The organism is Stenotrophomonas sp. SY1, assembly GCF_021202945.1.
In the GTDB taxonomy this organism is placed as follows: domain Bacteria; phylum Pseudomonadota; class Gammaproteobacteria; order Xanthomonadales; family Xanthomonadaceae; genus Stenotrophomonas.
On record NZ_JAJOYR010000001.1, the window covers coordinates 1811121 to 1831878 of the forward strand.

Genomic DNA, 20758 nt, shown 5'->3' on the forward strand with positions numbered 1-20758 from the left:
GAGTAGAAATGAGTGCGATTGCTGATTTTGTCGTGGCCATTCCCGCCCGTTATGCCTCCACCCGCCTGCCGGGCAAGCCACTGGCGCTGCTGGCCGGTGAGCCGATGGTGCTGCACGTGGCGAGGCGCGCACTGGATGCCGGAGCCCGCGAAGTCTGGGTTGCCACCGACGACGCACGCATTGCCGAAGCCGTCAGCGGTCTGCCGGGGGTTCATGTGGCCATGACCGATCCCGCGCACGCGTCCGGTACCGATCGTCTGGCCGAATGTGCGCGCAAGGCCGGCTGGAGCGATGAGGTGATCGTGGTGAACCTGCAGGGTGACGAGCCGTTCGCGCCAGCCGCCGGCATCCGTGCCGTGGCTGCCGCGCTGGCCGCGAGCGAAGCGCCAATGTCGACACTGGCCACGCCGGTGGAGGATGCGCATACCCTGTTCGATCCGAATGTGGTGAAGCTGGTTCGCAACGTGCGCGGTGAAGCGCTGTACTTCAGTCGTGCACCGATTCCGTGGCACCGCGACGCGTTCGCGCGCAGCAAGGATGCGCTGCCGGGCGGGCAGTGGCTGCGTCATATCGGCATCTACGGCTACCGTGCCGGTTTCCTGCAGCAGATTGCTGCGCTGCCGCCCGGTGGCCTGGAACAGATCGAATCACTGGAGCAACTGCGTGTGCTTGAGGCCGGGTTCAACATCGCCGTTGCCCTGTCGCCCGAGCCGTTCCCGCCGGGTATCGATACGCCCGAAGACCTGGAGCGCGCCGATGCAAGGATGAGGGCAGGGCGTTGAAGCTGCTGGTGGTGTGCCTGGGCAACATCTGCCGCTCGCCGATGGGCGAAGGCGCCTTGCGGGCGCGTCTGGCGGAGGCCGGGCTGAGCGATCGCATTGAAGTGGATTCTGCGGGTACTTCCGGCTGGCATGCCGGACATGCGCCGGACCCGCGTGCCATCGCCTGCGCCAGGCGTCACGGTGTTGATATCGCCGGCCTGCGCGCACGCCAGCTGCAGCGCTCCGACTTCCTGGCGTTCGACTACATCCTCTGCGCTGACCGTAACAATGTGAACGACGCCAGGTCGTTGGCGCCGGCGCAGGCAAGTGACCGTGCCGTGCTTTGGCTGCCGTGGGCCGGCGTGACCGAGGCGGTGGTACCCGATCCCTATTACGGTGACGCGGCAGCTTTTGAGCACAGCTGGTCACTGATTGATGCCGCTGCTTCAGGTACCGTCAAACGTCTGGCGCAGGCAATTGACTCCGGCATAATCCAGCCATGAATGAAAAGCGCGTAGTGGAACTGCCCAAGTCCGGCATCTGGCTCAACGCGGCCCCTGCCACCCTCCAGGACATGCGCGGTCGGCCAGTGGTGCTGGCTTTCGTCAACGGCACCTCGGTGTGGAGCATGCAGCGTGTGGCTGAGGTCACGCATTGGCTGGCGCGCAATCCGGGGCGTGTGCACCTGGTCGTGGTGCAGGTGCCACGCTTCGAGTTCGAGCGTGAACCGCAGCAGTCGCTGAAACTGCTTCGCCGCCATGGCGTCAGCGCGCCGATCCTGCTGGATGCGCAGTGGGATGCCTGGCGTCAGTTCGAGGTGCAGTCCTGGCCGACGCTGGTGCTGCTGGATGCTGCAGGCCAGGAGCGCGAACGCCTGGTGGGCGGTGCTGGTGACCTGGAGCGCGCCTTGAACAGCCTGTGCGAAGGCCTGTTGCGTCCCTTGGATGAGGAAAGCGCCAGCGTTCGCGAACTCAACGCCGAGCCGCGTCTTCCGCTGCAGTTTCCCGGCGGCCTGGCGGTCACCGCCGATCGCCTGTACATCGCCGATACCGGACACCACCGGGTTCTGGAATGCACGCATTCCGGTCGGGTGTTGCGGCAATTCGGGTTGGCCACCGCTGACCTGGTCAATGGCGGCCTTGGCGAGGCAGCGTTCAATCGGCCGCAGGGCCTGGCGCTGGTCCGCGATGTGCTTTACGTGGCCGACACCGGCAACCATGCGGTGCGCCGGATCAACCTGATGAGTGGCCAGGTGGACACCTTGTGCGGTAGCGGCCGCGCAGGTGACCCGAAGGCCGGGGTGCTCGCCCAGCCTTGGGATAGTGCCTTGAATCATCCGGTGGACGTCGCGGTGGCCGACAACCAGATCCTTATCGCCATGGCCGGTGACAACCATATCTGGAGCTACGACCTGGGTAGCCGAGAGCTGCGCTGGCGCGCCGGTGCGGGTGTGGTCGAAGTCCGCGATGGCAGTGGCCACCTGGCCGCATTCGCCCAGCCGGCCAGTCTGATGGCAGTGCAGCAGACGTTGTACGTCTGTGATGCGCTGGGTTCGGCCATCCGTTCGGTGCAACTGCGCGGCGACCTGGTGCAGACGCTGGTCGGGCAGGGGCCGTGGGAGTCGGGCAATGTTGACGGGCCGCGCCTGCGCGCCCGCTTGCAGTATCCAACCGCCATCGCCATGGGCCCCGATTCGCCGCTGCTGTGGATTGCCGATGCCGGCAATGGGCTGCTGCGTACGTTGCGCCTGGGCGGCGGCGACCTTTCCACCGTCAACCTGCCGCGGCGTCTGCATGGCCCCTGCGCCTTGGCGGTGGCCGCCGGCGCGATCTGGATCGCCGAGTCCGACGCCCATGCGGTGCTGCGTTTTGATCCGCTCAGCGGCGAGTTGGGCGACGTTCCGATTGAAGGATGAGTACCGCTTCGGCCAATGAGTTCGACGGCAAGGCCTTCGCCGCCGCGCTGAGTACCGCGCCCGGGGTGTACCGCATGTATGCCGCCGACGACACGCTGCTGTACGTCGGCAAGGCCGGTGCGCTGCGCAAGCGCGTGGGCAGCTACTTCAATGGTTCGCCCAAGAGCCGCCGCATCATGATGATGCTGGCCCAGGTGGCGCGGATGGACGTGACCGTCACCCGCACCGAGGCCGAAGCGCTGTTGCTGGAAAACCAGCTGATCAAGTCGCTTTCGCCGCGTTACAACGTCTCCCTGCGCGATGACAAGACGTACCCGCAGGTGCTGCTCACCCGTGAGCAGTGGCCGCGCATCGCCCTGCACCGTGGGCCGCGTTCGGTGCCGGGGCGCTATTACGGGCCGTATCCGGGTGTCGGCGCGGTACGTGAAACGCTCAATCTGATGCACAAGCTGTTCAAGCTGCGCAGCTGCGAGGACAGCGTATTCCGCAACCGCTCGCGGCCTTGCCTGCAGTATCAGATTGGTCGTTGCAGCGCGCCTTGTGTGGAGTTGGTGGCGCAGGCCGAGTACGACGAATCGGTGCGCCGCGCGGCGCTGTTCCTGGAAGGCAAGAGCGACCAGCTTGCCGATGAACTGATGCAGGCGATGCAGGCCGCCAGCGATGCGCTCGAATTCGAACGCGCTGCGCGCCTGCGCGACCTGGTCGCTTCGCTGCGCAGCATGCAGAACCGGCAGTATGTTGACGGCCGTGCGGCCGATCTGGACGTGTTGGCCTGCGCCACGCAGGGCGCCAGTGCCTGCGTGCTGCTGCTGTCGTTCCGCGATGGCCGCAACCTGGGTACGCGCGCGTTCTTTCCGCGTACCAACGGCGAGGACAGTGCCGAGGAGGTGCTGGCCGCGTTTGTCTCGCAGTACTACGTCGAACACGGGCCACCACCGGAAGTGCTGCTGGATCGCGAAATCCCCGATGCGCAGATGATCGAGGCTGCACTCAGTGCTTCGGCCGAGCGCAAGGTGGTGCTGAAGTGGAACGTAAGGGGCGAGCGCGCCGGTTACGTGGAACTGGCCAGCCGCAACGCGCAGATCACCCTGGTTGCCGAGATGGACAGCCGCGGTGCGCAGCAGGCGCGCAGCGAAGCGCTGCGTGAGCTGTTGGGCCTGGCCGAGCCGGTCAAGCGCGTGGAGTGTTTCGATATCAGTCACACGATGGGCGAAGCCACCGTGGCCTCGTGCGTGGTGTTCGACGCTGCCGGGCCGGTGCGGGCGCAGTACCGCCGCTACAACATCAGCGGCATCGAGCCGGGTGATGACTACGCGGCCATGCATCAGGCCATCGATCGTCGTTTCCGGCGTGCGGTGGAAGAGGGTGGCGTGCTGCCTGACCTGCTGCTGATCGACGGTGGTGCCGGTCAGCTGGCGCAGGCACAGGCGGCGCTGGCCGATCTTGGCGTTGAAGGCGTGATGCTGGTGGGCGTGGCCAAGGGGGCGGAACGTCGTGCCGGGCATGAGGCGCTGGTCTTGCCGGATGGGCGCGAAGTGCGCCCCGGTGCGGCATCACCGGCCTTGCAGTTCATCCAGCAGGTGCGCGACGAAGCGCACCGCTTTGCCATCACGGGCCATCGCGGGCGTCGCCAGAAGGCGCGCATGACCAGCAAACTGGAAGATATCGCCGGTATCGGCCCGCGCCGACGCGCCAGCCTGCTCAAGCATTTTGGCGGCATGGCCGGGCTCAAGGCCGCTGGTGAAGCGGAAATCGCGCGCGTGGAAGGCATCAATGACGCCCTCGCTGCGCGTATCTACGCTAACCTTCATGGTCTGTCGGTGCCCGATCCGGCAGCGGAGTGAAGCTGCAATGAAATTGACTGTTCCCACCTGGCTGACGCTGCTGCGGATCGTGATGATTCCGGTGCTGGTACTGGTGTTCTACCTGCCCTATGCGTGGACCAACTTCGCCTCGGCGGCGATTTTTGGCCTGGCGGCGATCACCGATTGGCTGGATGGTTGGGTGGCACGGCGCTACGAGCAGCATTCGGCGTTCGGTGCGTTTCTTGATCCGGTGGCGGACAAGTTGATGGTCGCGGTGGCACTGTTCCTGATCGTGCAGGGGCATCCCACTCCGTGGATGGCGTTCTGGGCGGCGGTGATCGTCGGTCGCGAGATCGCCGTTTCCGCGCTGCGTGAATGGATGGCCGAGATCGGTCAACGCGCGAAGGTGCGCGTGGCCATGATCGGCAAGGTCAAAACCACCGCGCAGATGGTTGCGCTGTTGTGCCTGCTGTATTCGGTGTCGCCGAATACGCCGTTCACCGATATCTGGATGGGCGCACCGATTTTCCATATCGGCGACTGGATGTTGGCCATCGCTTCGATGCTTACTTTGGTCTCCGGCGTGCAGTACATGCTTGCCGCATGGCCGAGCCTGCGCGAGGAAGAAAAAGCCGCGCGCAAACAGGGCAGGAAAAACTGAAAAAGGTTGTTGACAGGTAGGCGAATGCCTGTAGAATTTCGCCTCCCAAGCGGGAATAGCTCAGTTGGTAGAGCGCAACCTTGCCAAGGTTGAGGTCGCGAGTTCGAGTCTCGTTTCCCGCTCCAGCGTCGATCGTCCGTCGGTTTCCGGCAGGTGACCAGCAGGGGCATCAGAGTTGTCCGGCAGCCTTGGCAGGTTGTAACGGGTGCCTCGAAGGAGCATGGAAACACGCTCCGGATGATGTGAAGAAAGTTGTTAAAGTTGCTGGCGCATTGCTTGTGAAGTCTGTAGAATGCGCGGCACGCCAAGCGGGAATAGCTCAGTTGGTAGAGCGCAACCTTGCCAAGGTTGAGGTCGCGAGTTCGAGTCTCGTTTCCCGCTCCAAATTCTGAAAAACCCCGTAACACGGGGTTTTTTCATATCGGGGTAGCCGCCCGGTATGTGCGGAAGAAGTAGTTTGGCCTGGTAGCAGAGTGGTTATGCAGCGGATTGCAAATCCGCGTACGCCGGTTCGATTCCGACCCAGGCCTCCATTTGAAACCCTGCTTGCGGGGTTTGTTGTAGAAAGCATGCGGGAATAGCTCAGTTGGTAGAGCGCAACCTTGCCAAGGTTGAGGTCGCGAGTTCGAGTCTCGTTTCCCGCTCCAGATAGCAAAAAACCCCGCGCTGCGGGGTTTTTGTTTTTCGGCCGAGGGCCCGTTGAGAGGGGGGGCGATGAAGGCATCTCTGTGGGGTCTCGGCGGATTGCGCCGGTTTCGGCGCTCCTGTTGCCTTTGCTGGCTCTCCCAGTCTTTTTCCGCCATTTGCGCTAGAATCGCGCCAGATCCCCTGCTGACAGGTGGCCCGCGTAAAACGCCGGTCGAGAGTGCGACATGAGTACTACCATCTCCCACTGCTGATCTTCCGCCACAGCCCTGTCGCAGGCGCCTTTGTGGCGCTTTTTTATTGCCCCGAATTTCCCATCGAAGCCGGCCCGCAGCGGTGGCTTCCAGGCCCGCAAGCCGGGTCGTGACTCCAGGTGAACCTCATGATCAACATCACTCTCCCCGACGGTAGTGTCCGTCAGTTCGAAAACCCGGTCAGCGTCATGGACGTGGCCCAGTCCATCGGTGCCGGTCTGGCCAAGGCCACCATCGCCGGCGTCGTTGATGGCGTCCAGGTCGATGCCAGCGACGTGATCGACCACGATGCCGCGCTGCGGATCATCACCGCCAAGGACGAGGAGGGCGTGGAGATCATCCGCCACTCCTGTGCGCACCTGGTTGGCCATGCGGTCAAGCAGCTGTACCCGGACGCGAAGATGGTGATCGGCCCGGTCATCGCCGAAGGTTTCTACTACGACATCTACAACGAGCGCCCGTTCACGCCGGATGACATGGCGGCGATCGAAAAGCGCATGGGCGAGCTGATCGCGCAGGATTACGACGTCATCAAGAAGGTGGCGCCACGCGCGGAAGTGGTCGAGATCTTCAAGGCGCGTGGCGAGGACTACAAGCTGCGCCTGATCGAAGACATGTCCGACGACATCACCGCGATGGGCATGTACTACCACCAGGAATACGTGGACATGTGCCGCGGCCCGCACGTGCCGAACACGCGCTTCTTGAAGTCGTTCAAGCTGATGCGCATCTCCGGTGCGTACTGGCGCGGCGATGCCAAGAACGAGCAGTTGCAGCGCATTTACGGCACCGCCTGGGCCGACAAGAAGCAGCTTGAGGCCTACATCAAGCGCATCGAAGAAGCCGAGATGCGCGACCATCGCCGCATCGGCAAGCAGCAGGATCTGTTCCACCTGCAGGAAGAGGCGCCGGGCCTGGTGTTCTGGCACCCGAAGGGCTGGTCGATCTGGCAGGTGGTCGAGCAGTACATGCGCAAGATCTACCGTGACAGCGGCTATGGCGAAGTGCGTTGCCCGCAGATTCTGGACGTGAGCCTGTGGAAGAAGTCCGGTCACTGGGACAACTACCAGGACAACATGTTCTTCACCGAATCGGAGAAGCGCACCTACGCGGTCAAGCCGATGAATTGCCCGGGCCACGTGCAGGTGTTCAACCAGGGCCTGCACAGCTATCGCGACCTGCCGATCCGCTACGGCGAGTTCGGTTCGTGCCATCGCAACGAGCCGTCCGGCGCGCTGCACGGCATCCTGCGTGTGCGCGGCTTTACCCAGGACGATGGCCACATCTTCTGCACCGAAGAGCAGATCGAATCGGAAGTGACCGCGTTCCACCAGCAGGCGCTGGCGGTGTACGAGGCGTTCGGCTTCGATGACATCCAGATCAAGATCGCGCTGCGTCCGGACTCGCGTCTGGGCGACGACGCCACCTGGGACAAGGCCGAAGGCGCGCTGCGCACGGCGCTGTCGCATTGCGGCGTGGAGTGGCAGGAGCTGCCGGGCGAAGGCGCCTTCTACGGCCCGAAGATCGAGTACCACCTGAAGGATGCCATCGGCCGTACCTGGCAGTTGGGCACCATGCAGGTCGACTTCATGATGCCGGGCCGTCTGGGCGCTGAATATGTGGATGAAAGCAGCCAGAAGCGCCATCCGGTTATGCTGCACCGCGCAATCGTCGGTTCGATGGAGCGTTTCCTGGGCATCCTGATCGAGCACCACGCCGGCTCTTTCCCGGCCTGGCTGGCCCCGGTACAGGTGGTGGTAGCCAATATCACCGACGCTCAGGCCGACTACGTCAGCCAGGTCCGGAAAACCCTTGCAGATCAAGGCTTCCGGGTGGAGGCCGATTTGCGCAACGAAAAGATCGGCTATAAGATTCGCGAGCATACGCTGCAGCGGGTGCCATATCTGCTGGTCGTGGGTGACCGCGAGAAGGAAAATGGCGCCGTGGCGGTACGCACCCGTTCGGGTGAGGACCTTGGTTCGATGTCGGTCCAGGCCTTCATCGAGCGGCTGCAAGCTGAACTGAAGTAAGCACTAGCAAGAGCCCCGGCCCCGCGGCGACGTCCGCAGGGGCCGGTTCGATTCCATTCGGAGATTGCAATATCAGTACCCCTGACAACAAACAGAACCGCAAGAATCAGGAAATCCGGGTGCCGCGCGTCCGCGTGATCGGCAGTGACGGAGAAATGATTGGCGTGTTGTCGCGCGACGAAGCGCTGTCGATGGCCGAAGATGAAGGTCTCGACCTGGTCGAAATCCAGCCGCAGGCCGATCCGCCGGTCTGCAAGATCATGGATTTCGGCAAGTTCAAGTTCGAGATGCAGAAGAAGGCCAACGAGGCCAAGAAGAAGACCAAGCAGGTCGAGATCAAGGAAGTGAAGTTCCGTCCGGTCACGGACGAGGGCGACTACCAGATCAAGCTGCGCAACATGCGCCGCTTCCTCGAAGAGGGCGACAAGGTCAAGGTCAACATCCGCTTCCGTGGCCGCGAAATGAGCCATCAGGAACTGGGTCGCGAAATGGCGAACCGCATCGAGACCGATCTGGGCGAAGACATCGTGATCGAGTCCCGTCCGCGCCTGGAAGGGCGGCAGATGGTCATGATGATCGCGCCGAAGAAGAAGTAAGCCGGCGGCCTTCGGGTCGACGATTGCTGAACGGGGAGGGGCTTTGGCTGCCTCCCTGTTTGCATGCCCATTCAGCCTTCTCCGGATCTGGCCGCCTGCAATTGCAAGTGGCTGGCCGGCAATGCATAATGGGCGGCCCGGTTCGCCGGGTTTGTTGTTTGCAACACCCAGGACCTGCCTGCCTCCAACGGGAGTGTGGGCTTTAAACAGACAAGGGCACGGACGGAAAGTGTGGCGCAGCCACCGCCCAGTCAGTGAAAAGAGACCATCAAGGACATAGCAATGCCCAAGATCAAGACCAACCGGGCGGCGGCCAAGCGTTTCCGCAAGACCGCCTCCGGCAAGTACAAGTGCGGCCACGCAAACCGTAGCCACATCCTCACGAAGAAAGCGACCAAGCGGAAGCGTAACCTGCGTCAGACGAATCACGTCCGCGCAGAAGACGCAGGCCGTCTGGATCGCATGCTTCCCTACCTCTGAGGACTGACACATGGCACGAGTAAAGCGTGGCGTACAGGCGCGTCGCCGCCACAAGAAAATCCTGGATCTGGCAAAGGGCTATTACAACGCCCGTCGCAAGGTCTTCCGCGTCGCCAAGCAGGCGGTCATCAAGGCACAGCAGTACGCCTACATTGGCCGTAAGCAGAAGAAGCGCAATTTCCGTTCGCTGTGGATCACCCGCATCAATGCGGCTGCTCGCATCAACGGCCTGAGCTACAGCCGTTTCATGAACGGCCTGCTGAAGGCTGGCATCACCCTGGACCGTAAGGTTCTGGCTGATATCGCAGTGCACGACGCAGCCGGTTTTGCCGCTCTGGCAGAAAAGGCCAAGGGCGCACTGGCGGCATAAGTTCTTTCCCTGGCGGTTGTAGCGTTCACGCGCAGCGGCCTGAGTGAGACAATGCATGGGGAAGGGCGCGAGTCCTTCCCCATTCTTTTTTTGTGGCCTTCCAGCGCTTTTGCAGCGATGGAAGGTCTGCGGTGCGACGGGGTCGGCCCGGCGCAGGCCGCTGAAGGCAAACCGATCCGAGGTCCGTCGATCCATGAGTGACATCCAATCCCTGACTGCCCAGGCGCTGGCCGATGTGGCTGCTGCGCAAACCCCGGAAGCGCTGGAGAACCTGCGCGTTTCGTTGTTGGGCAAGAGTGGCAGCATCACCGCGCAGCTCAAGCAGCTGGGCGCATTGCCCGCCGAAGAACGCAAGGCAGCGGGTGAGGCGATCAACATCGCGCGTGACGCGGTGTCCACGGCATTGGGTGAGCGCAAGGTGCTGCTGGAAGATGCGGCGCTGGATGCACGTCTGGCTTCGGAAAGCATCGATGTGACATTGCCGGGCCTCCACGGCGAACGCGGTGGCCTGCATCCGGTGACGCGCACGCTGGAGCGCATTACCGAAATCTTCGGCCGCTTGGGTTACGAGCTGTCCGAAGGCCCGGAAATCGAGGATGACTGGCACAACTTCGAGGCGCTGAACTTCCCGCCGCACCACCCGGCGCGCGCCATGCACGACACTTTCTATTTTGGCGACGGCCGCCTGCTGCGCACGCATACCTCCGGTGTGCAGGTGCGCTACATGGGCGACCACAAGCCACCGCTGCGCATGATTGCCGCCGGCAAGGTGTACCGCAGCGACAGCGACCAGACCCACTCGCCAATGTTCCATCAGGTCGAAGGCCTGCTGGTGGACGAACACTCCACCTTTGCCGACCTCAAGGGCACCTTGTCCGAATTCGTGCGTGCATTCTTCGAGCGCGATTTTGAGATGCGTTTCCGTCCGAGCTATTTCCCGTTCGTGGAGCCGGGTGCGGAAGTGGATATCGCCTGGCAGCAGCCCGATGGCAGCACCCGTTGGCTGGAAGTGCTGGGTTGCGGCATGGTCCATCCGAACGTGCTCAAGAGCGTGGGCATCGACCCGGAGCGTTACACCGGCTTCGCCTTCGGGTTGGGCGTAGAGCGTTTCGCGATGCTGCGCTATGGCGTGAACGACCTGCGTGCGTTCTTCGAGAACGACGTGCGCTTCCTGCGCCAGTTCGCTTGACGCGCCGTTTCAACGGCACCGGGTTCCACAGGCATACACATGGCGGGCGACGCTTGCCCGCACAACGGATCGAGCAACGATGAAATTCTCCGAAAGCTGGCTGCGCAGCCACGTTCCCACCAATGTCTCGCGCGATGAACTGAGCGCGGTGCTGACCGCTATCGGCCTGGAGGTCGAGGAGGTCACGGCACTGGGCGATGGTTTGGACAACGTGGTGGTGGCGCGCATCGTCGAAGCCGAGCGCCATCCGGAGGCCGACCGCCTGCAGGTGTGCAAGGTCGACGCCGGGCAGGGCGAGCTGCTGCAGATCGTCTGTGGCGCGCCGAATGCGCGACCGGGTCTGGTTGCACCGCTGGCGATGGTGGGCGCGCAGATCGGCGAGCTGAAGATCAAGCCGGCCAAGCTGCGTGGCGTGGAGTCCAACGGCATGCTGTGCTCGGCCAAGGAACTGGGCCTGGACAATGATGCGTCCGGCCTGCTGGAGCTGCCGGACGACGCGCCGGTGGGTACGTCGCTGGTCGAGTACCTCGGCCTCCCGGACGCCAGCATCGAGATCAAGCTGACCCCGAACCGTGCCGATTGCTTCAGCGTGCGCGGTATTGCCTTCGACGTGGCCGCGGCCACCCGTAGTGAAGTGAAGCCGTTCGTGGCCGAGGCAGTCGCTGCGCAGGGTTCGCGTGAACTGCCGATCCAGCTTGACGCAGGCGCTGAAGCGCCGCGCTACCTGGGCCGTGTCATCGAAGGCGTCAATGCCGCCGCAATAACGCCGCTGTGGATGGCCGAACGCCTGCGCCGCAGTGGTGTGCGCCCGGTGTCGCTGCTGGTGGACATCACCCAGTACGTGATGCTGGAACTCGGCCAGCCGATGCACGCCTACGACCTGGGCACTTTGAAGGGCAGCATCGGCGTGCGCCGTTCGCGCGCGGGTGAAAACCTGAAGCTGCTCGACGGTCGCGATGCCGCGCTGGACGACAGCTTCCTGGTGGTGACCGATGCCGACCGTCCGGTCGGTCTGGCCGGCCTGATGGGCGGCTTCGACACCCGCGTCACCGACGACACCACCGAGGTGTTCCTGGAGGCTGCGCATTTCGCGCCGGCCGCGATCATGGGCCGTGGTCGCAAGCTGGGTCTGCACACCGACGCTGGGCACCGTTTCGAGCGTGGCGTGGATCCGCAGTTGCCGCGTATCGCGATCGAGTATGCGACGCATCTGGTGCTGGACCTGGCCGGCGGCACGCCGGCGCCGGTAACGGAAGCTGTGCGCGAGGCCGACCTGCCGGTTGCCGCCGCCATTCCCCTGCGTCGCGCCCGCATCCTGCGCGTGTTGGGCATCCAGATTGCCGATGTTGAAGTGGAGCGCATCCTGCGTGCGCTCGGCATGAGGGTCGAGGCCGTCGCCGATGGCTGGAGCGTGACCGGCCCGAGCAGCCGCTTCGATATCGCCATCGAAGAAGACCTGATCGAGGAGCTGGCCCGCATCCACGGTTACGACCAGGTTCCGACCACGCTGCCGGGTGGTGCTTCGCGCATCGCCATGCCCAGTGAGACGCGTCTGGATGACCTGACCGTGCGTCGCCAGCTGGTGGCGCGCGAAATGCTGGAAACCATCAACTTCGCCTTCGTCGATGCGCAGCTGCTGTCGCAGTGGCGCCAGGACGAGGGGCTGGTGGCGCTGGCCAATCCGCTGTCGGCTGAGCTTGCCGTGATGCGACCGATGCTGTTGCCGGGGCTGGTCGCAACGCTGGGCCGCAACGTGGCCCGTCAGGCCGGGCGTGTGCGTCTGTTCGAGATTGGCCGCGTGTTCGCCCAGCAGCCGGGCGAAGGCAAGCCGGCGCCGCAGGAGACCGTGCGCATCGCCGCTGCCGTGTGTGGTGATGCCGCCGCGCTGCAGTGGGGCGAGAAGACCCGCAAGGTCGATTTCCATGACCTGAAGGGCGACCTGGAATCGCTGGCCGCCGCTTCCGGCGCCGTGCTCGAGTTCCGTGCGTCGCAGCGTCCTTACGCGCATCCGGCGCGTTCGGCCGACATCTGGCGTGATGGCCAGTGCATCGGTTGGATCGGTCAGCTGCATCCGCGCCTGGCCAAGGCCATGGAGATTGATGTCGAAGTGCTGGGCTTCGAGCTGGATCTGGAGCCGCTGGCGGTGCGCGCATTGCCGCGTTCGACCGAACTGTCGCGCTTCCCGGCGGTACGTCGGGATCTGGCCGTGGTGCTGGCTGAACAAGTCAGCTGGGCGGCCTTGTCGGCCACCATCGAGCAGGCCGCCGGTCCGTTGCTGCGCGAGGTGGTGCTGTTTGACCGCTATGTCGGCCAGGGTGTCGAACCGGGCTTCAAGAGCTTGGCTATGGGCTTGATTTTGCAGGACAAGTCGCGCACTCTCACGGATCGTGACGTGGAAGCAGTGGTCGCCGATGTGGTGGCCGCCGCCGAGCGTGAACACGGCGCAAAGATCCGTGGTTGAGGCGGGAGACAGGGAGCAGGCATGGCATTGACCAAGGCGGAGATGGCGGATCGTCTGTTTGACGAGGTCGGTCTGAACAAGCGCGAGGCCAAGGAGTTTGTCGACGCGTTCTTCGATGTGCTGCGCGATGCATTGCAACAGGGACGTCAGGTGAAGCTGTCCGGTTTCGGAAATTTCGACCTGCGGCGCAAGAATCAGCGCCCGGGCCGCAATCCCAAGACCGGTGAGGAAATTCCGATTTCCGCCCGCACGGTGGTGACCTTCCGTCCGGGCCAGAAGCTCAAGGAAAGGGTAGAGGCATATGCTGGATCCGGGCAGTAACCGCGAACTTCCGCCGATTCCGGCCAAGCGCTACTTCACCATTGGTGAAGTCAGCGAGCTGTGTGACGTCAAGCCGCACGTGCTGCGCTACTGGGAAACCGAGTTTCCCAGCCTTGAGCCGGCCAAGCGCCGTGGCAACCGTCGCTACTACCAGCGCCACGATGTGCTGATGGTGCGGCAGATCCGCAGCTTGCTGTACGAACAGGGCTACACCATCGGTGGTGCGCGTCTGCGATTGGAAGGTGATGGTGCCAAGCAGGAATCTGCCTTGAGCAACCAGATCATCAAGCAGGTGCGCATGGAGCTGGAAGAAGTGCTGCAGTTGCTTCGTCGCTGAACCATTTTTGATTCAAAGCCGGTATAATCGCCGGCTCGCCGCAAGGCGAAGCAGTAAACGTTCGGGGCGTAGCGCAGCCTGGTAGCGCATCTGCCTGGGGGGCAGAGGGTCGTCGGTTCAAATCCGGCCGTCCCGACCAATTACTGCATCAAGAACAAGGGCTTGCACTTCATCGTGCGAGCCCTTTTTCGTTGTGGTCACTAAGTGTCCACTATTGCGGCAACGAAATGCCGGTGCTTACGGCTTGCCACGGTGCTTCGTGGCCACCCAAATAGTGCTCAGTCATCGCCACATTGCTGTGGCCCATCAGCGCCTGGATTTGCTCATTCGTCCAGCCGGCTTCCTTCAGCAGGGCACCGCCCAGACTGCGGATTTCGTGGAACGTCGGCGGATTGCCCATGTCGACGCTAGCAGCATCGCGTGCCGTGGCGAACGCGCGCGACAGCTGTTCCGGCAGCACCTGGGTGTGATGCTTCCGGTCATTGGACGAAGCCCGTCCAAGGTGGTGATCACCAACCGCTGCGGTATCTCGTTGCGACAAGCCGCGCCGAATCAAAGGTGGTTCGGCCGGATGATCGACGCATGGTCCGTCAGATGATGGGGCCGAATCTGGTGAGGCATCGTGGCGTGCCCGGCATGAAGTTGCCCGAGCGGGTTGTGCGCGGAATCAGGTGCGTTTGACCCGGCATCCGGACTTCAGCGCCGATTCCGTCGGTTCCACCGTCGCCCGCGGAGAAAAGACCTGGTCTTAACTTCTCCACTGTTATTTGTGCCCGAACCGGACCCGGTTCGATGCAGATATGTGGTCGCGGCGAGTCCAATCCGTCGGTTATCAACGCAATACTGCCCGCAGGAGCAATGCCGTGAAGACCGCCAAGAGAATCGTGTTGCCCGTGTTGTTTGCCGTGATGGCAGTGACAGCCGCACACGCGGCAGAGGTGGCGGGGGAGAAGTGGCCCGCAAGCAAGGTGGGTGATGCAACCCCGAACGCCGAAGGCATGCCGGCGGCCCTGGCCAAGAACCTTGCCACGTTTGATGATCTGGATTTCCGCGTGTACACGAAACAGGCGTGGGATGACCTGCATCTGAGTCATGCCGAGAACATCGTCGTGCACTATCCCGACGGCCACACCACGACGGGCCTTCCGGATCACATCAAGGAACTGGATTTCATGTGGACCTTCGCGCCGGACAATCGAATCATCGAACACCCGGTTCGTTTTGGCACGGCGGACGCGGAGTGGACGGCGGTCGGCGGTTTCATCGAAGGGACCTTCACCAGGCCGATGGTGCTTGCCGATGGCACCGTGATTCAGCCCACCGGGAAGAAGTACCGATTGCCGATGGCGACCCTGGGACGCTGGAACAAGCAGGGGCAGATGGTGGAGGAGTTCCTCTATTGGGACAACGCCGCCTTCATGAAGCAACTCGGTGTCGGCAACTGAGTTGTTCAGCGGCACCGTTCGGGCCGATGGCCAGCAGGGAGTGAGGCATCAGGCCTTGAGCATCGGTGCTTGAGGTGGAATGGTCCCGCGTTTGGCGGATGCCAAACGTGGCGCCAGGCGGCTGTTGATCCGGCCACTGGTCGAATCCAGCGCGAAAGAAGTCGCCTCCAGGTATCGAAGGTTGCCGTCGCGGCTTCTGCTTTCTGGGCAGCTGCGTGCGCCCTGCGGGATCACCGCGCGGTAGGTGGCCCGTCAGGGTTGGGGGTATCGGCGCAGGCTCAAGGGGCGATGGCGTATACGTAGAAATCGTTGTCCCGGACCCATCCAAGGCCCTCATAGAGCCTTTGCGCAGGGAGGTTGTCCTTGGCGGTCTGCAGCTCCACGCGGCCGGCGCCAAGTTCTCTTGCGGTAGCAACAGCGTGCTCCATCAACGTGCGGGCTACGCCTTGGCGGCGTGCTGTCGGGGACACGAACAGGTCATAGAGAACGAAACTCCTGGTCGCTCCGACGGAGTCGAACATCGGGTAGAGCTGTGTGAAACCCAGAGTCTTGTCGGCCTGGTCGGTGGCAATCAGCACCAGGGACGAACCCTCTGCCAGCCGGTCGCTCATGAAGGTTCGTGCCAGTGCCAGGTCTGCGGGCTGACCATAGAACTGGCGGTACTGATCAAACAGCACAGCAACCGGCTCAAGGTCTTGCGGGGTGGCCTGGCGAACGGTGATGGACATAGGCGATCTCTTCGATATGGATCAACAAGCGGCCTGGCGAATGAGGCCTTCAGGTTCACGCATTGCGCGATTCCTGGAACGGCGCTCTTTGTTTGGTGGTGGGGCGAGCAGGTGCGTTCACCGAAGGCACTTGGTTGCTTCATCCCGGCAGCATTTCGAAGTGCTGGAATTGCCGCGAGCAACCATGAGGCAGGCTGATACGGCGGCATCGCAGTCCCGAGATATGACGTTCTTCTTGCGATCGATGCTAGGGCGTGTCTTGTGACGGATCCGTCCACTCGGCTGGACAGTTCAGCTGCGTTTGCCAATTGAAGGTCTGCTTCAGAACCGTGTGTCCAGGCCCGACCACTCCTGTCCAATGACCGCGATCGAGATCAAGGGCAGGCACTTGATTGGTACTCGCCGATTTTGTTCATCCGGGCATGGCGTGGCCTTTGCTAGCCTGCCGACTACATCCGCAATGCACTTGCAGTCCGGGAGCCGGCACATGAAATCGATCGCTCGTTGTTTCGCCATGGTGGCGGTGGTGGGAATGATGGCTGCCTGTGCGCCGCGCGAAAACAAGGTGGATCCAGGTCCGCAACGGATCGGCATGGCAAATCCGGCTTCGACGCATTGTGTCGAGAAAGGCGGGAAGCTGGAGATCAGGAAGGACAGCGATGGCAATGCGTCTGGCATGTGCCATCTGCCGGACGGAACCCAGGTCGAGGAGTGGGAGCTGTTCCGGCGGGACAACCCGGCAGGGAAGGATTGATGCGGATTGGATGACGCCTGGCGCCGGTCTTCGTGATCCGTCCCTAGGTGCAATCAGTAGCGTGCGAACCGCTGGCGATACTGCGCTGGCGTGAGCTGCGTGAGTTCCTTGAACATGCGCCGCAGGTTGGAGTCGCTGCTGAAACCCAGATCAGTGCTGATGGTTGATAGCGGCACAGTGGTCAGTGTCAGCCGTTCGGCGGCCTGCGCCAGCTTGATGCGTCGTACATAGCTTGCCGCTGCGGTGCCGGTTTCCTTCTTCACCCTGCGTGCCAGGGTGCGTTCGGATGTGCACAGCGCCTCCGCGAGCCGGGACAGGATGATCTGCTCGGCGGGCAGTGCTTCCACTGCCATATGCAATTGCCGCAGCAATGGACTGGGTTGTTGGATGAGGCTGATGGCGCGGAATGCATCGTGCGTCTGGGTGGGACGTGGCAGCACCATCAACGTGACCAGTTCGTGCAGGATCGCCGGGCTCACGCTCTGCTCGATCAGCGCCTGGGCAATGGGCAGATAGCCGTTGACGCCGCTTGCGGTGGCGTTGCCCGCACCGAAGATGCAGGTGCTGTCGCTCTGCCAGCGAACCTTGGGATGCTGCTTGATCAGCGCATCCAGCAACCACCAGGTGGCGGTTGCTGGCTGCCTGTCCAGGCGGCCGGTTGCTGCGACGAGGCTGACCCCGACGCAGTAACTCCAGATGCGGCAACGTGCCGGCAGCCGGGAGAGCGCGGCAACAAGCGTCGCGTTGGATTGCAGGGTGGTTTCCACGTCGTGTGTCGACTCCGCCCAGAAACCCGGAACCAGGATGGCGTCGAGCGCGAGCGCATTGACGGCGTGGCTGGCCTGCATCACAAGGCCCTGGTTGCACGTGACCGCTCCGGCCTGCACGCCGACGAAGTGGGTCTGGAACAGCGTTTTGCCGGTGCGCCGGTTGGCGGCATGCAGCAGGTCGGCGAAACCCAGAAGGCCGGCGGGCATGCAGTCGGGGAAGAGCAGCAGGCCGATCTGGAGGGGGCGGGGCATGGCGTGAATTGAATGGTTTGTGTCGGTTGTCGCCATTATGGCAATGGCCGCGCATGGCCACCATGGAGCGCATCTTCCCGAGGGCTTCATGATGAAAATCCAGCAGATCCGCAACGCCACGCTCATTGTTGAATTGGCCGGCTATCGCATCCTGGTCGACCCGATGCTGGCGGCAAAGGGCGCGCTACCGCCGCTGCGGGTGCTGTCGGGGCTGCGTCGCAATCCGCTGGTCGCGTTGCCTGACGACGTCGAGCAGGCGCTGCAAACCGTTACCCATTGCCTGATCACCCATTGCCAGAAGGGCCATTTCGATCATCTGGACCGGGCCGGCAAGCGCTGGCTGCGGGAGCGGCGTATCCCGGTGATCTGCACACCGCACGACGCCGCGTATCTGCACGCGCGCGGTTTGAACGTGCATTCGCTGCCCGAATCGCATGGCACGCCCAGTCCGTTCCTGGGTGGCAGCATTCGCACCGTGCCGTGCGTGCATGGGCAAGGCGTGGTTGGGCGCTTCATGGAGCACGGCGTCGGTTACCTGATCGAGGTACCGGGCGAACCTAGCCTGTATCTGGCGGGCGATACCGTGCTGACGGATGTCGTCCGCAATTTCGTCAGTACCCATCAACCCGACGTCTGCGTGATTCCGGCCGGGGGCGCGCGCTTCGATATCGGTGGCGAAATCATCATGGGGCTTGAAGAAGCAGTGGCCTTTACCCGGATCAGCAGCGGAATCGTGATTGCCAATCATCTGGAGGCGCTGAGCCATTGCCCGGTGCGCCGCAGCGGTTTGGCGGCAGCGGCGGTGCACGCAGGTGTTGCGGGCAGATTGCGGATTCCCGCAGATGGCGAGGTGCTGGAGTTTGCCGCGTTGTCGCGCTGAATTGCGCCGGGTTTCAGCTGCCCGCGTTATCCGCCTGCTGCTCGGCCACCAGTCGCAGCCAGGCTTGTGCGGCGCTGGACAGGTAGCCGCCACGGCGCCAGGCCAGCACCATTTTCCAGTCCAGTTCCGGCTCGTGCAGCGGCACGATGGCTACGTCCGTGCGTTGCCGCGCGTGGGCGATCATGTGCGGCAGCAGCGCCACGCCGATGCCGGCCGCGACCAAGGCGACGATGAAATCCGGTTGCGCGCTGCGCGCTACTTCGCGTGGGCTGAAGCCGCGTGTCAGGCAGGCCTGCACGATGCGGCGGTTGAGCATGAAGCCTTTCTCGAACAGCACGAACGGCACGTCGGCCAGGTCGTCCAGTTGCAGCCCGGCGCGCTCGGCCAACCGATGATTGCGGGGGAGCAGGGCGACCAGCGGTTCAATCCGCACCGGCTGCCATTGCAGGTCATCGGCCACCGGCAGCAGGCTGGCGGCCAGTTCGATCTCGCCTGCGCGCAGGCTTTCCTCCAACGCCTCGCTGCCGCGTTCGAGGACATGCAGTTCGATCTGCGGGTGCAGTTGGCGGAAGTGCGCGAATACCGGCGCGAACAGGACGTCGCTGCCCAGCGAGGCCAGCCCCAGGTGCAGTTCGCCACGTTGCAGTCCACGCAGTTCCTGCAGCTCGCGGAGCATGTCCTCACCTTCGCCCAGAAGCGCCAGGGCGCGGCGATGGACGATCTGCCCGGCGGGCGTCAGCCGCACGCCGTGGCGGGAGCGTTCCAGCAGGACCTCGCCCAACTCGTCCTCCAACTGGCGGATGGCCTTGCTGACGGTCGGCTGGCTGGCGAACACGGCTTCGGCAGCGGCGGAGAAGCCGTTGTGGCGGACTACTTCCACCAGCAGCTTGAGTTGCCTGATATCCATTCCAGAATGGAATTCATTGGATGCAATGAATTCATTTTATTTATGGAATGGTCGGGCGTACACAGGAAGCCATGAACACATTCATGCTTTCCCTGCGCCGGCTTCGGCTTGGCCTGCGACGTGCTTTCAGGCGCAGCAGCGGTGTGCAGATCGCCGCGCTGATTGGCGTGTGGCTGGCGGCCGAGTGGCTGACGCGGCAGTTCGGCCTGCCGGTGCCGGCCGGCATCATCGGCCTGTTCGCATTGCTGCTGCTGTTCGGGCTGCGCTGGTTGTCGCCGCATTCCTTCGCGCGCGGTGCGCGCTGGCTGCTGGCCGAGATGCTGTTGTTCTTCGTCCCGGCGGCGATGATCCTGCTCGACAACCGCCAGATGTTCGGTTGGCTGGGCATCAAGCTGCTGCTGGTGGTGATCGGCGGCACCTTGCTGGTGATGACCAGCACCGCAGTGACGGTGGAGCTGCTGTACCGCAGGAGCCTGCGCCATGAACGTTGATGCCTTGATCCACCATCCGGCGCAGTTGTTGTGGCCACTGTTCTGGGCGGTGGTGACGGTGACGGCGTATGTGCTGGCGAAGGCGTTCTACCAGCGGGTGCGCAGCCCATGGGCGACGCCATTGATCACCGCGCCGTTGACGTTGCTGGGCCTGGCCTTGCTGCTGCACGCGAACTACCACGACTACCTGCGCGGCACCCATTGGTTGATGGCGATGCTGGGGCCGGCAACGGTGGCCTTCGCGGTGCCGATCCATCAACAGCGCCAACTGATCGCGCGGCACTGGAAGGTGCTGGGCGCCGGGGTGCTGGTGGGCAGTGGTACGGCCATCATCGCGGCCTGGCTGATGGCCACTGCGTTGCACCTTTCGCCGGAGTTGCGCTTGAGCCTGGCACCGCGTTCGTTGACGACACCGTTCGCGATGGATGTGTCCGGTCGCATCGGTGGTGTTCCGGGGCTGACGGCGGTGTTCGTCATCATCACCGGCATCTGCGGTTCGCTGTTCGGGCAGATCCTGCTGAAGCTGCTGCCAGTGCGCAGTGCGATGGCTCGCGGTGCATTGTTCGGCATGGGCGCGCACGGCATGGGCGTGGCCAAGGCGCGCGAGCTGGGCGAAAGCGAAGGTGCGATCGCCGGCCTGGTGATGGTGATGGCGGGGCTGTTGAACGTGGCAGCAGCGCCGTTGCTGGCGCTGCTGCTGTAACGC

The 20758-nt window shown here is 63.4% G+C and carries 22 protein-coding genes and 5 tRNA genes; 23 read left to right on the forward strand and 4 right to left on the reverse strand.

Features of this window, described 5'->3' with window-relative positions; genetic code table 11:
• Positions 1-17: 17 nt before the first annotated feature.
• The 18 genes from kdsB to LR961_RS07600 all read left to right on the forward strand — a co-directional run bounded on the left by kdsB (position 18) and on the right by LR961_RS07600 (position 13964).
• A complete protein-coding gene (gene kdsB / locus LR961_RS07515; protein WP_232149267.1) occupies positions 18-782 on the forward strand; it encodes a 3-deoxy-manno-octulosonate cytidylyltransferase in 765 nt (254 codons plus the stop codon).
• A complete protein-coding gene (locus LR961_RS07520; protein ID WP_232147776.1) occupies positions 779-1264 on the forward strand; it encodes a low molecular weight protein-tyrosine-phosphatase in 486 nt (161 codons plus the stop codon). The genes kdsB and LR961_RS07520 overlap by 4 nt, the downstream gene beginning before the upstream one ends.
• Positions 1261-2676 carry a hypothetical protein gene (locus LR961_RS07525; protein WP_232147777.1) on the forward strand — a complete coding sequence of 472 codons (1416 nt, stop codon included), beginning with the start codon at positions 1261-1263 and terminating at the stop codon, positions 2674-2676. The genes LR961_RS07520 and LR961_RS07525 overlap by 4 nt, the downstream gene beginning before the upstream one ends.
• Positions 2673-4520: an excinuclease ABC subunit UvrC gene (gene uvrC / locus LR961_RS07530; RefSeq protein ID WP_232147778.1), complete on the forward strand. Its 1848-nt coding sequence runs from the start codon at positions 2673-2675 to the stop codon at positions 4518-4520. The genes LR961_RS07525 and uvrC overlap by 4 nt, the downstream gene beginning before the upstream one ends.
• Before the next feature lie 7 nt (positions 4521-4527).
• Complete coding sequence (gene pgsA / locus LR961_RS07535) at positions 4528-5142, forward strand: CDP-diacylglycerol--glycerol-3-phosphate 3-phosphatidyltransferase (RefSeq protein WP_232147779.1); 615 nt, start codon at positions 4528-4530, stop codon at positions 5140-5142.
• A 49-nt stretch (positions 5143-5191) separates the two neighbouring features.
• A tRNA-Gly gene (locus tag LR961_RS07540) sits at positions 5192-5267 on the forward strand.
• Positions 5268-5450: 183 nt separating this feature from the next.
• Positions 5451-5526: transfer RNA gene (locus LR961_RS07545), tRNA-Gly, on the forward strand.
• Between the two features lie 75 nt (positions 5527-5601).
• A tRNA-Cys gene (locus tag LR961_RS07550) sits at positions 5602-5675 on the forward strand.
• A gap of 38 nt (positions 5676-5713) precedes the next feature.
• Positions 5714-5789: transfer RNA gene (locus LR961_RS07555), tRNA-Gly, on the forward strand.
• 380 nt (positions 5790-6169) lie between these two features.
• Entirely contained in the window at positions 6170-8071 is a 1902-nt protein-coding gene (gene thrS / locus LR961_RS07560; protein ID WP_232147780.1) for a threonine--tRNA ligase, read from the forward strand.
• Between the two features lie 71 nt (positions 8072-8142).
• A complete protein-coding gene (infC, locus tag LR961_RS07565) occupies positions 8143-8667 on the forward strand; it encodes a translation initiation factor IF-3 (protein ID WP_232149270.1) in 525 nt (174 codons plus the stop codon).
• Positions 8668-8949: 282 nt separating this feature from the next.
• Positions 8950-9147 carry a 50S ribosomal protein L35 gene (gene rpmI, locus LR961_RS07570; protein ID WP_002811096.1) on the forward strand — a complete coding sequence of 66 codons (198 nt, stop codon included), beginning with the start codon at positions 8950-8952 and terminating at the stop codon, positions 9145-9147.
• A gap of 10 nt (positions 9148-9157) precedes the next feature.
• The gene (rplT, locus tag LR961_RS07575; protein WP_005410435.1) at positions 9158-9517 is read left to right on the forward strand and encodes a 50S ribosomal protein L20; all 360 of its coding nucleotides are present in this window, start codon (positions 9158-9160) and stop codon (positions 9515-9517) included.
• 193 nt (positions 9518-9710) lie between these two features.
• A complete protein-coding gene (pheS, locus tag LR961_RS07580) occupies positions 9711-10706 on the forward strand; it encodes a phenylalanine--tRNA ligase subunit alpha (protein WP_232147781.1) in 996 nt (331 codons plus the stop codon).
• 79 nt (positions 10707-10785) lie between these two features.
• Positions 10786-13167 (forward strand): phenylalanine--tRNA ligase subunit beta, encoded by a 2382-nt coding sequence (pheT, locus tag LR961_RS07585; RefSeq protein WP_232147783.1) that lies wholly within the window; start codon positions 10786-10788, stop codon positions 13165-13167.
• 21 nt (positions 13168-13188) lie between these two features.
• Entirely contained in the window at positions 13189-13488 is a 300-nt protein-coding gene (locus tag LR961_RS07590; RefSeq protein WP_232147785.1) for an integration host factor subunit alpha, read from the forward strand.
• Complete coding sequence (locus tag LR961_RS07595; RefSeq protein ID WP_232147786.1) at positions 13469-13825, forward strand: MerR family transcriptional regulator; 357 nt, start codon at positions 13469-13471, stop codon at positions 13823-13825. The genes LR961_RS07590 and LR961_RS07595 overlap by 20 nt, the downstream gene beginning before the upstream one ends.
• A 62-nt stretch (positions 13826-13887) precedes the next feature.
• Positions 13888-13964: transfer RNA gene (locus LR961_RS07600), tRNA-Pro, on the forward strand.
• Positions 13965-14036: 72 nt separating this feature from the next.
• On the opposite strand, the gene LR961_RS07605 is transcribed toward LR961_RS07600, so the two are convergent.
• The gene (locus LR961_RS07605) at positions 14037-14381 is read right to left on the reverse strand and encodes a tyrosine-type recombinase/integrase (RefSeq protein ID WP_332311019.1); all 345 of its coding nucleotides are present in this window, start codon (positions 14379-14381) and stop codon (positions 14037-14039) included.
• A 307-nt stretch (positions 14382-14688) separates the two neighbouring features.
• Here LR961_RS07605 and LR961_RS07610 point away from each other — a divergent pair, with 307 nt between their 5' ends.
• Complete coding sequence (locus tag LR961_RS07610; RefSeq protein WP_232147790.1) at positions 14689-15270, forward strand: ester cyclase; 582 nt, start codon at positions 14689-14691, stop codon at positions 15268-15270.
• Between the two features lie 278 nt (positions 15271-15548).
• On the opposite strand, the gene LR961_RS07615 is transcribed toward LR961_RS07610, so the two are convergent.
• Entirely contained in the window at positions 15549-15998 is a 450-nt protein-coding gene (locus tag LR961_RS07615) for a GNAT family N-acetyltransferase (protein WP_232147792.1), read from the reverse strand.
• 487 nt (positions 15999-16485) lie between these two features.
• Between LR961_RS07615 and LR961_RS07620 the strand changes: the two genes are divergently transcribed.
• Positions 16486-16752: a DUF333 domain-containing protein gene (locus tag LR961_RS07620; protein ID WP_232147794.1), complete on the forward strand. Its 267-nt coding sequence runs from the start codon at positions 16486-16488 to the stop codon at positions 16750-16752.
• Positions 16753-16805: 53 nt separating this feature from the next.
• Here LR961_RS07620 and LR961_RS07625 read toward each other — a convergent pair whose 3' ends face one another.
• Entirely contained in the window at positions 16806-17864 is a 1059-nt protein-coding gene (locus LR961_RS07625; protein WP_232147796.1) for a helix-turn-helix domain-containing protein, read from the reverse strand.
• Between LR961_RS07625 and LR961_RS07630 the strand changes: the two genes are divergently transcribed.
• A complete protein-coding gene (locus LR961_RS07630; RefSeq protein WP_232147798.1) occupies positions 17818-18654 on the forward strand; it encodes an MBL fold metallo-hydrolase in 837 nt (278 codons plus the stop codon). The genes LR961_RS07625 and LR961_RS07630 overlap by 47 nt on opposite strands.
• 13 nt (positions 18655-18667) lie before the next feature.
• On the opposite strand, the gene LR961_RS07635 is transcribed toward LR961_RS07630, so the two are convergent.
• Positions 18668-19561 (reverse strand): LysR substrate-binding domain-containing protein, encoded by an 894-nt coding sequence (locus tag LR961_RS07635; RefSeq protein WP_232147800.1) that lies wholly within the window; start codon positions 19559-19561, stop codon positions 18668-18670.
• Between the two features lie 71 nt (positions 19562-19632).
• On the opposite strand from LR961_RS07635, the gene LR961_RS07640 reads away from it, so the two are divergent.
• Complete coding sequence (locus LR961_RS07640) at positions 19633-20052, forward strand: CidA/LrgA family protein (RefSeq protein ID WP_232147802.1); 420 nt, start codon at positions 19633-19635, stop codon at positions 20050-20052.
• Entirely contained in the window at positions 20042-20755 is a 714-nt protein-coding gene (locus LR961_RS07645; protein ID WP_232147804.1) for an LrgB family protein, read from the forward strand. The genes LR961_RS07640 and LR961_RS07645 overlap by 11 nt, the downstream gene beginning before the upstream one ends.
• Positions 20756-20758 lie beyond the last annotated feature (3 nt).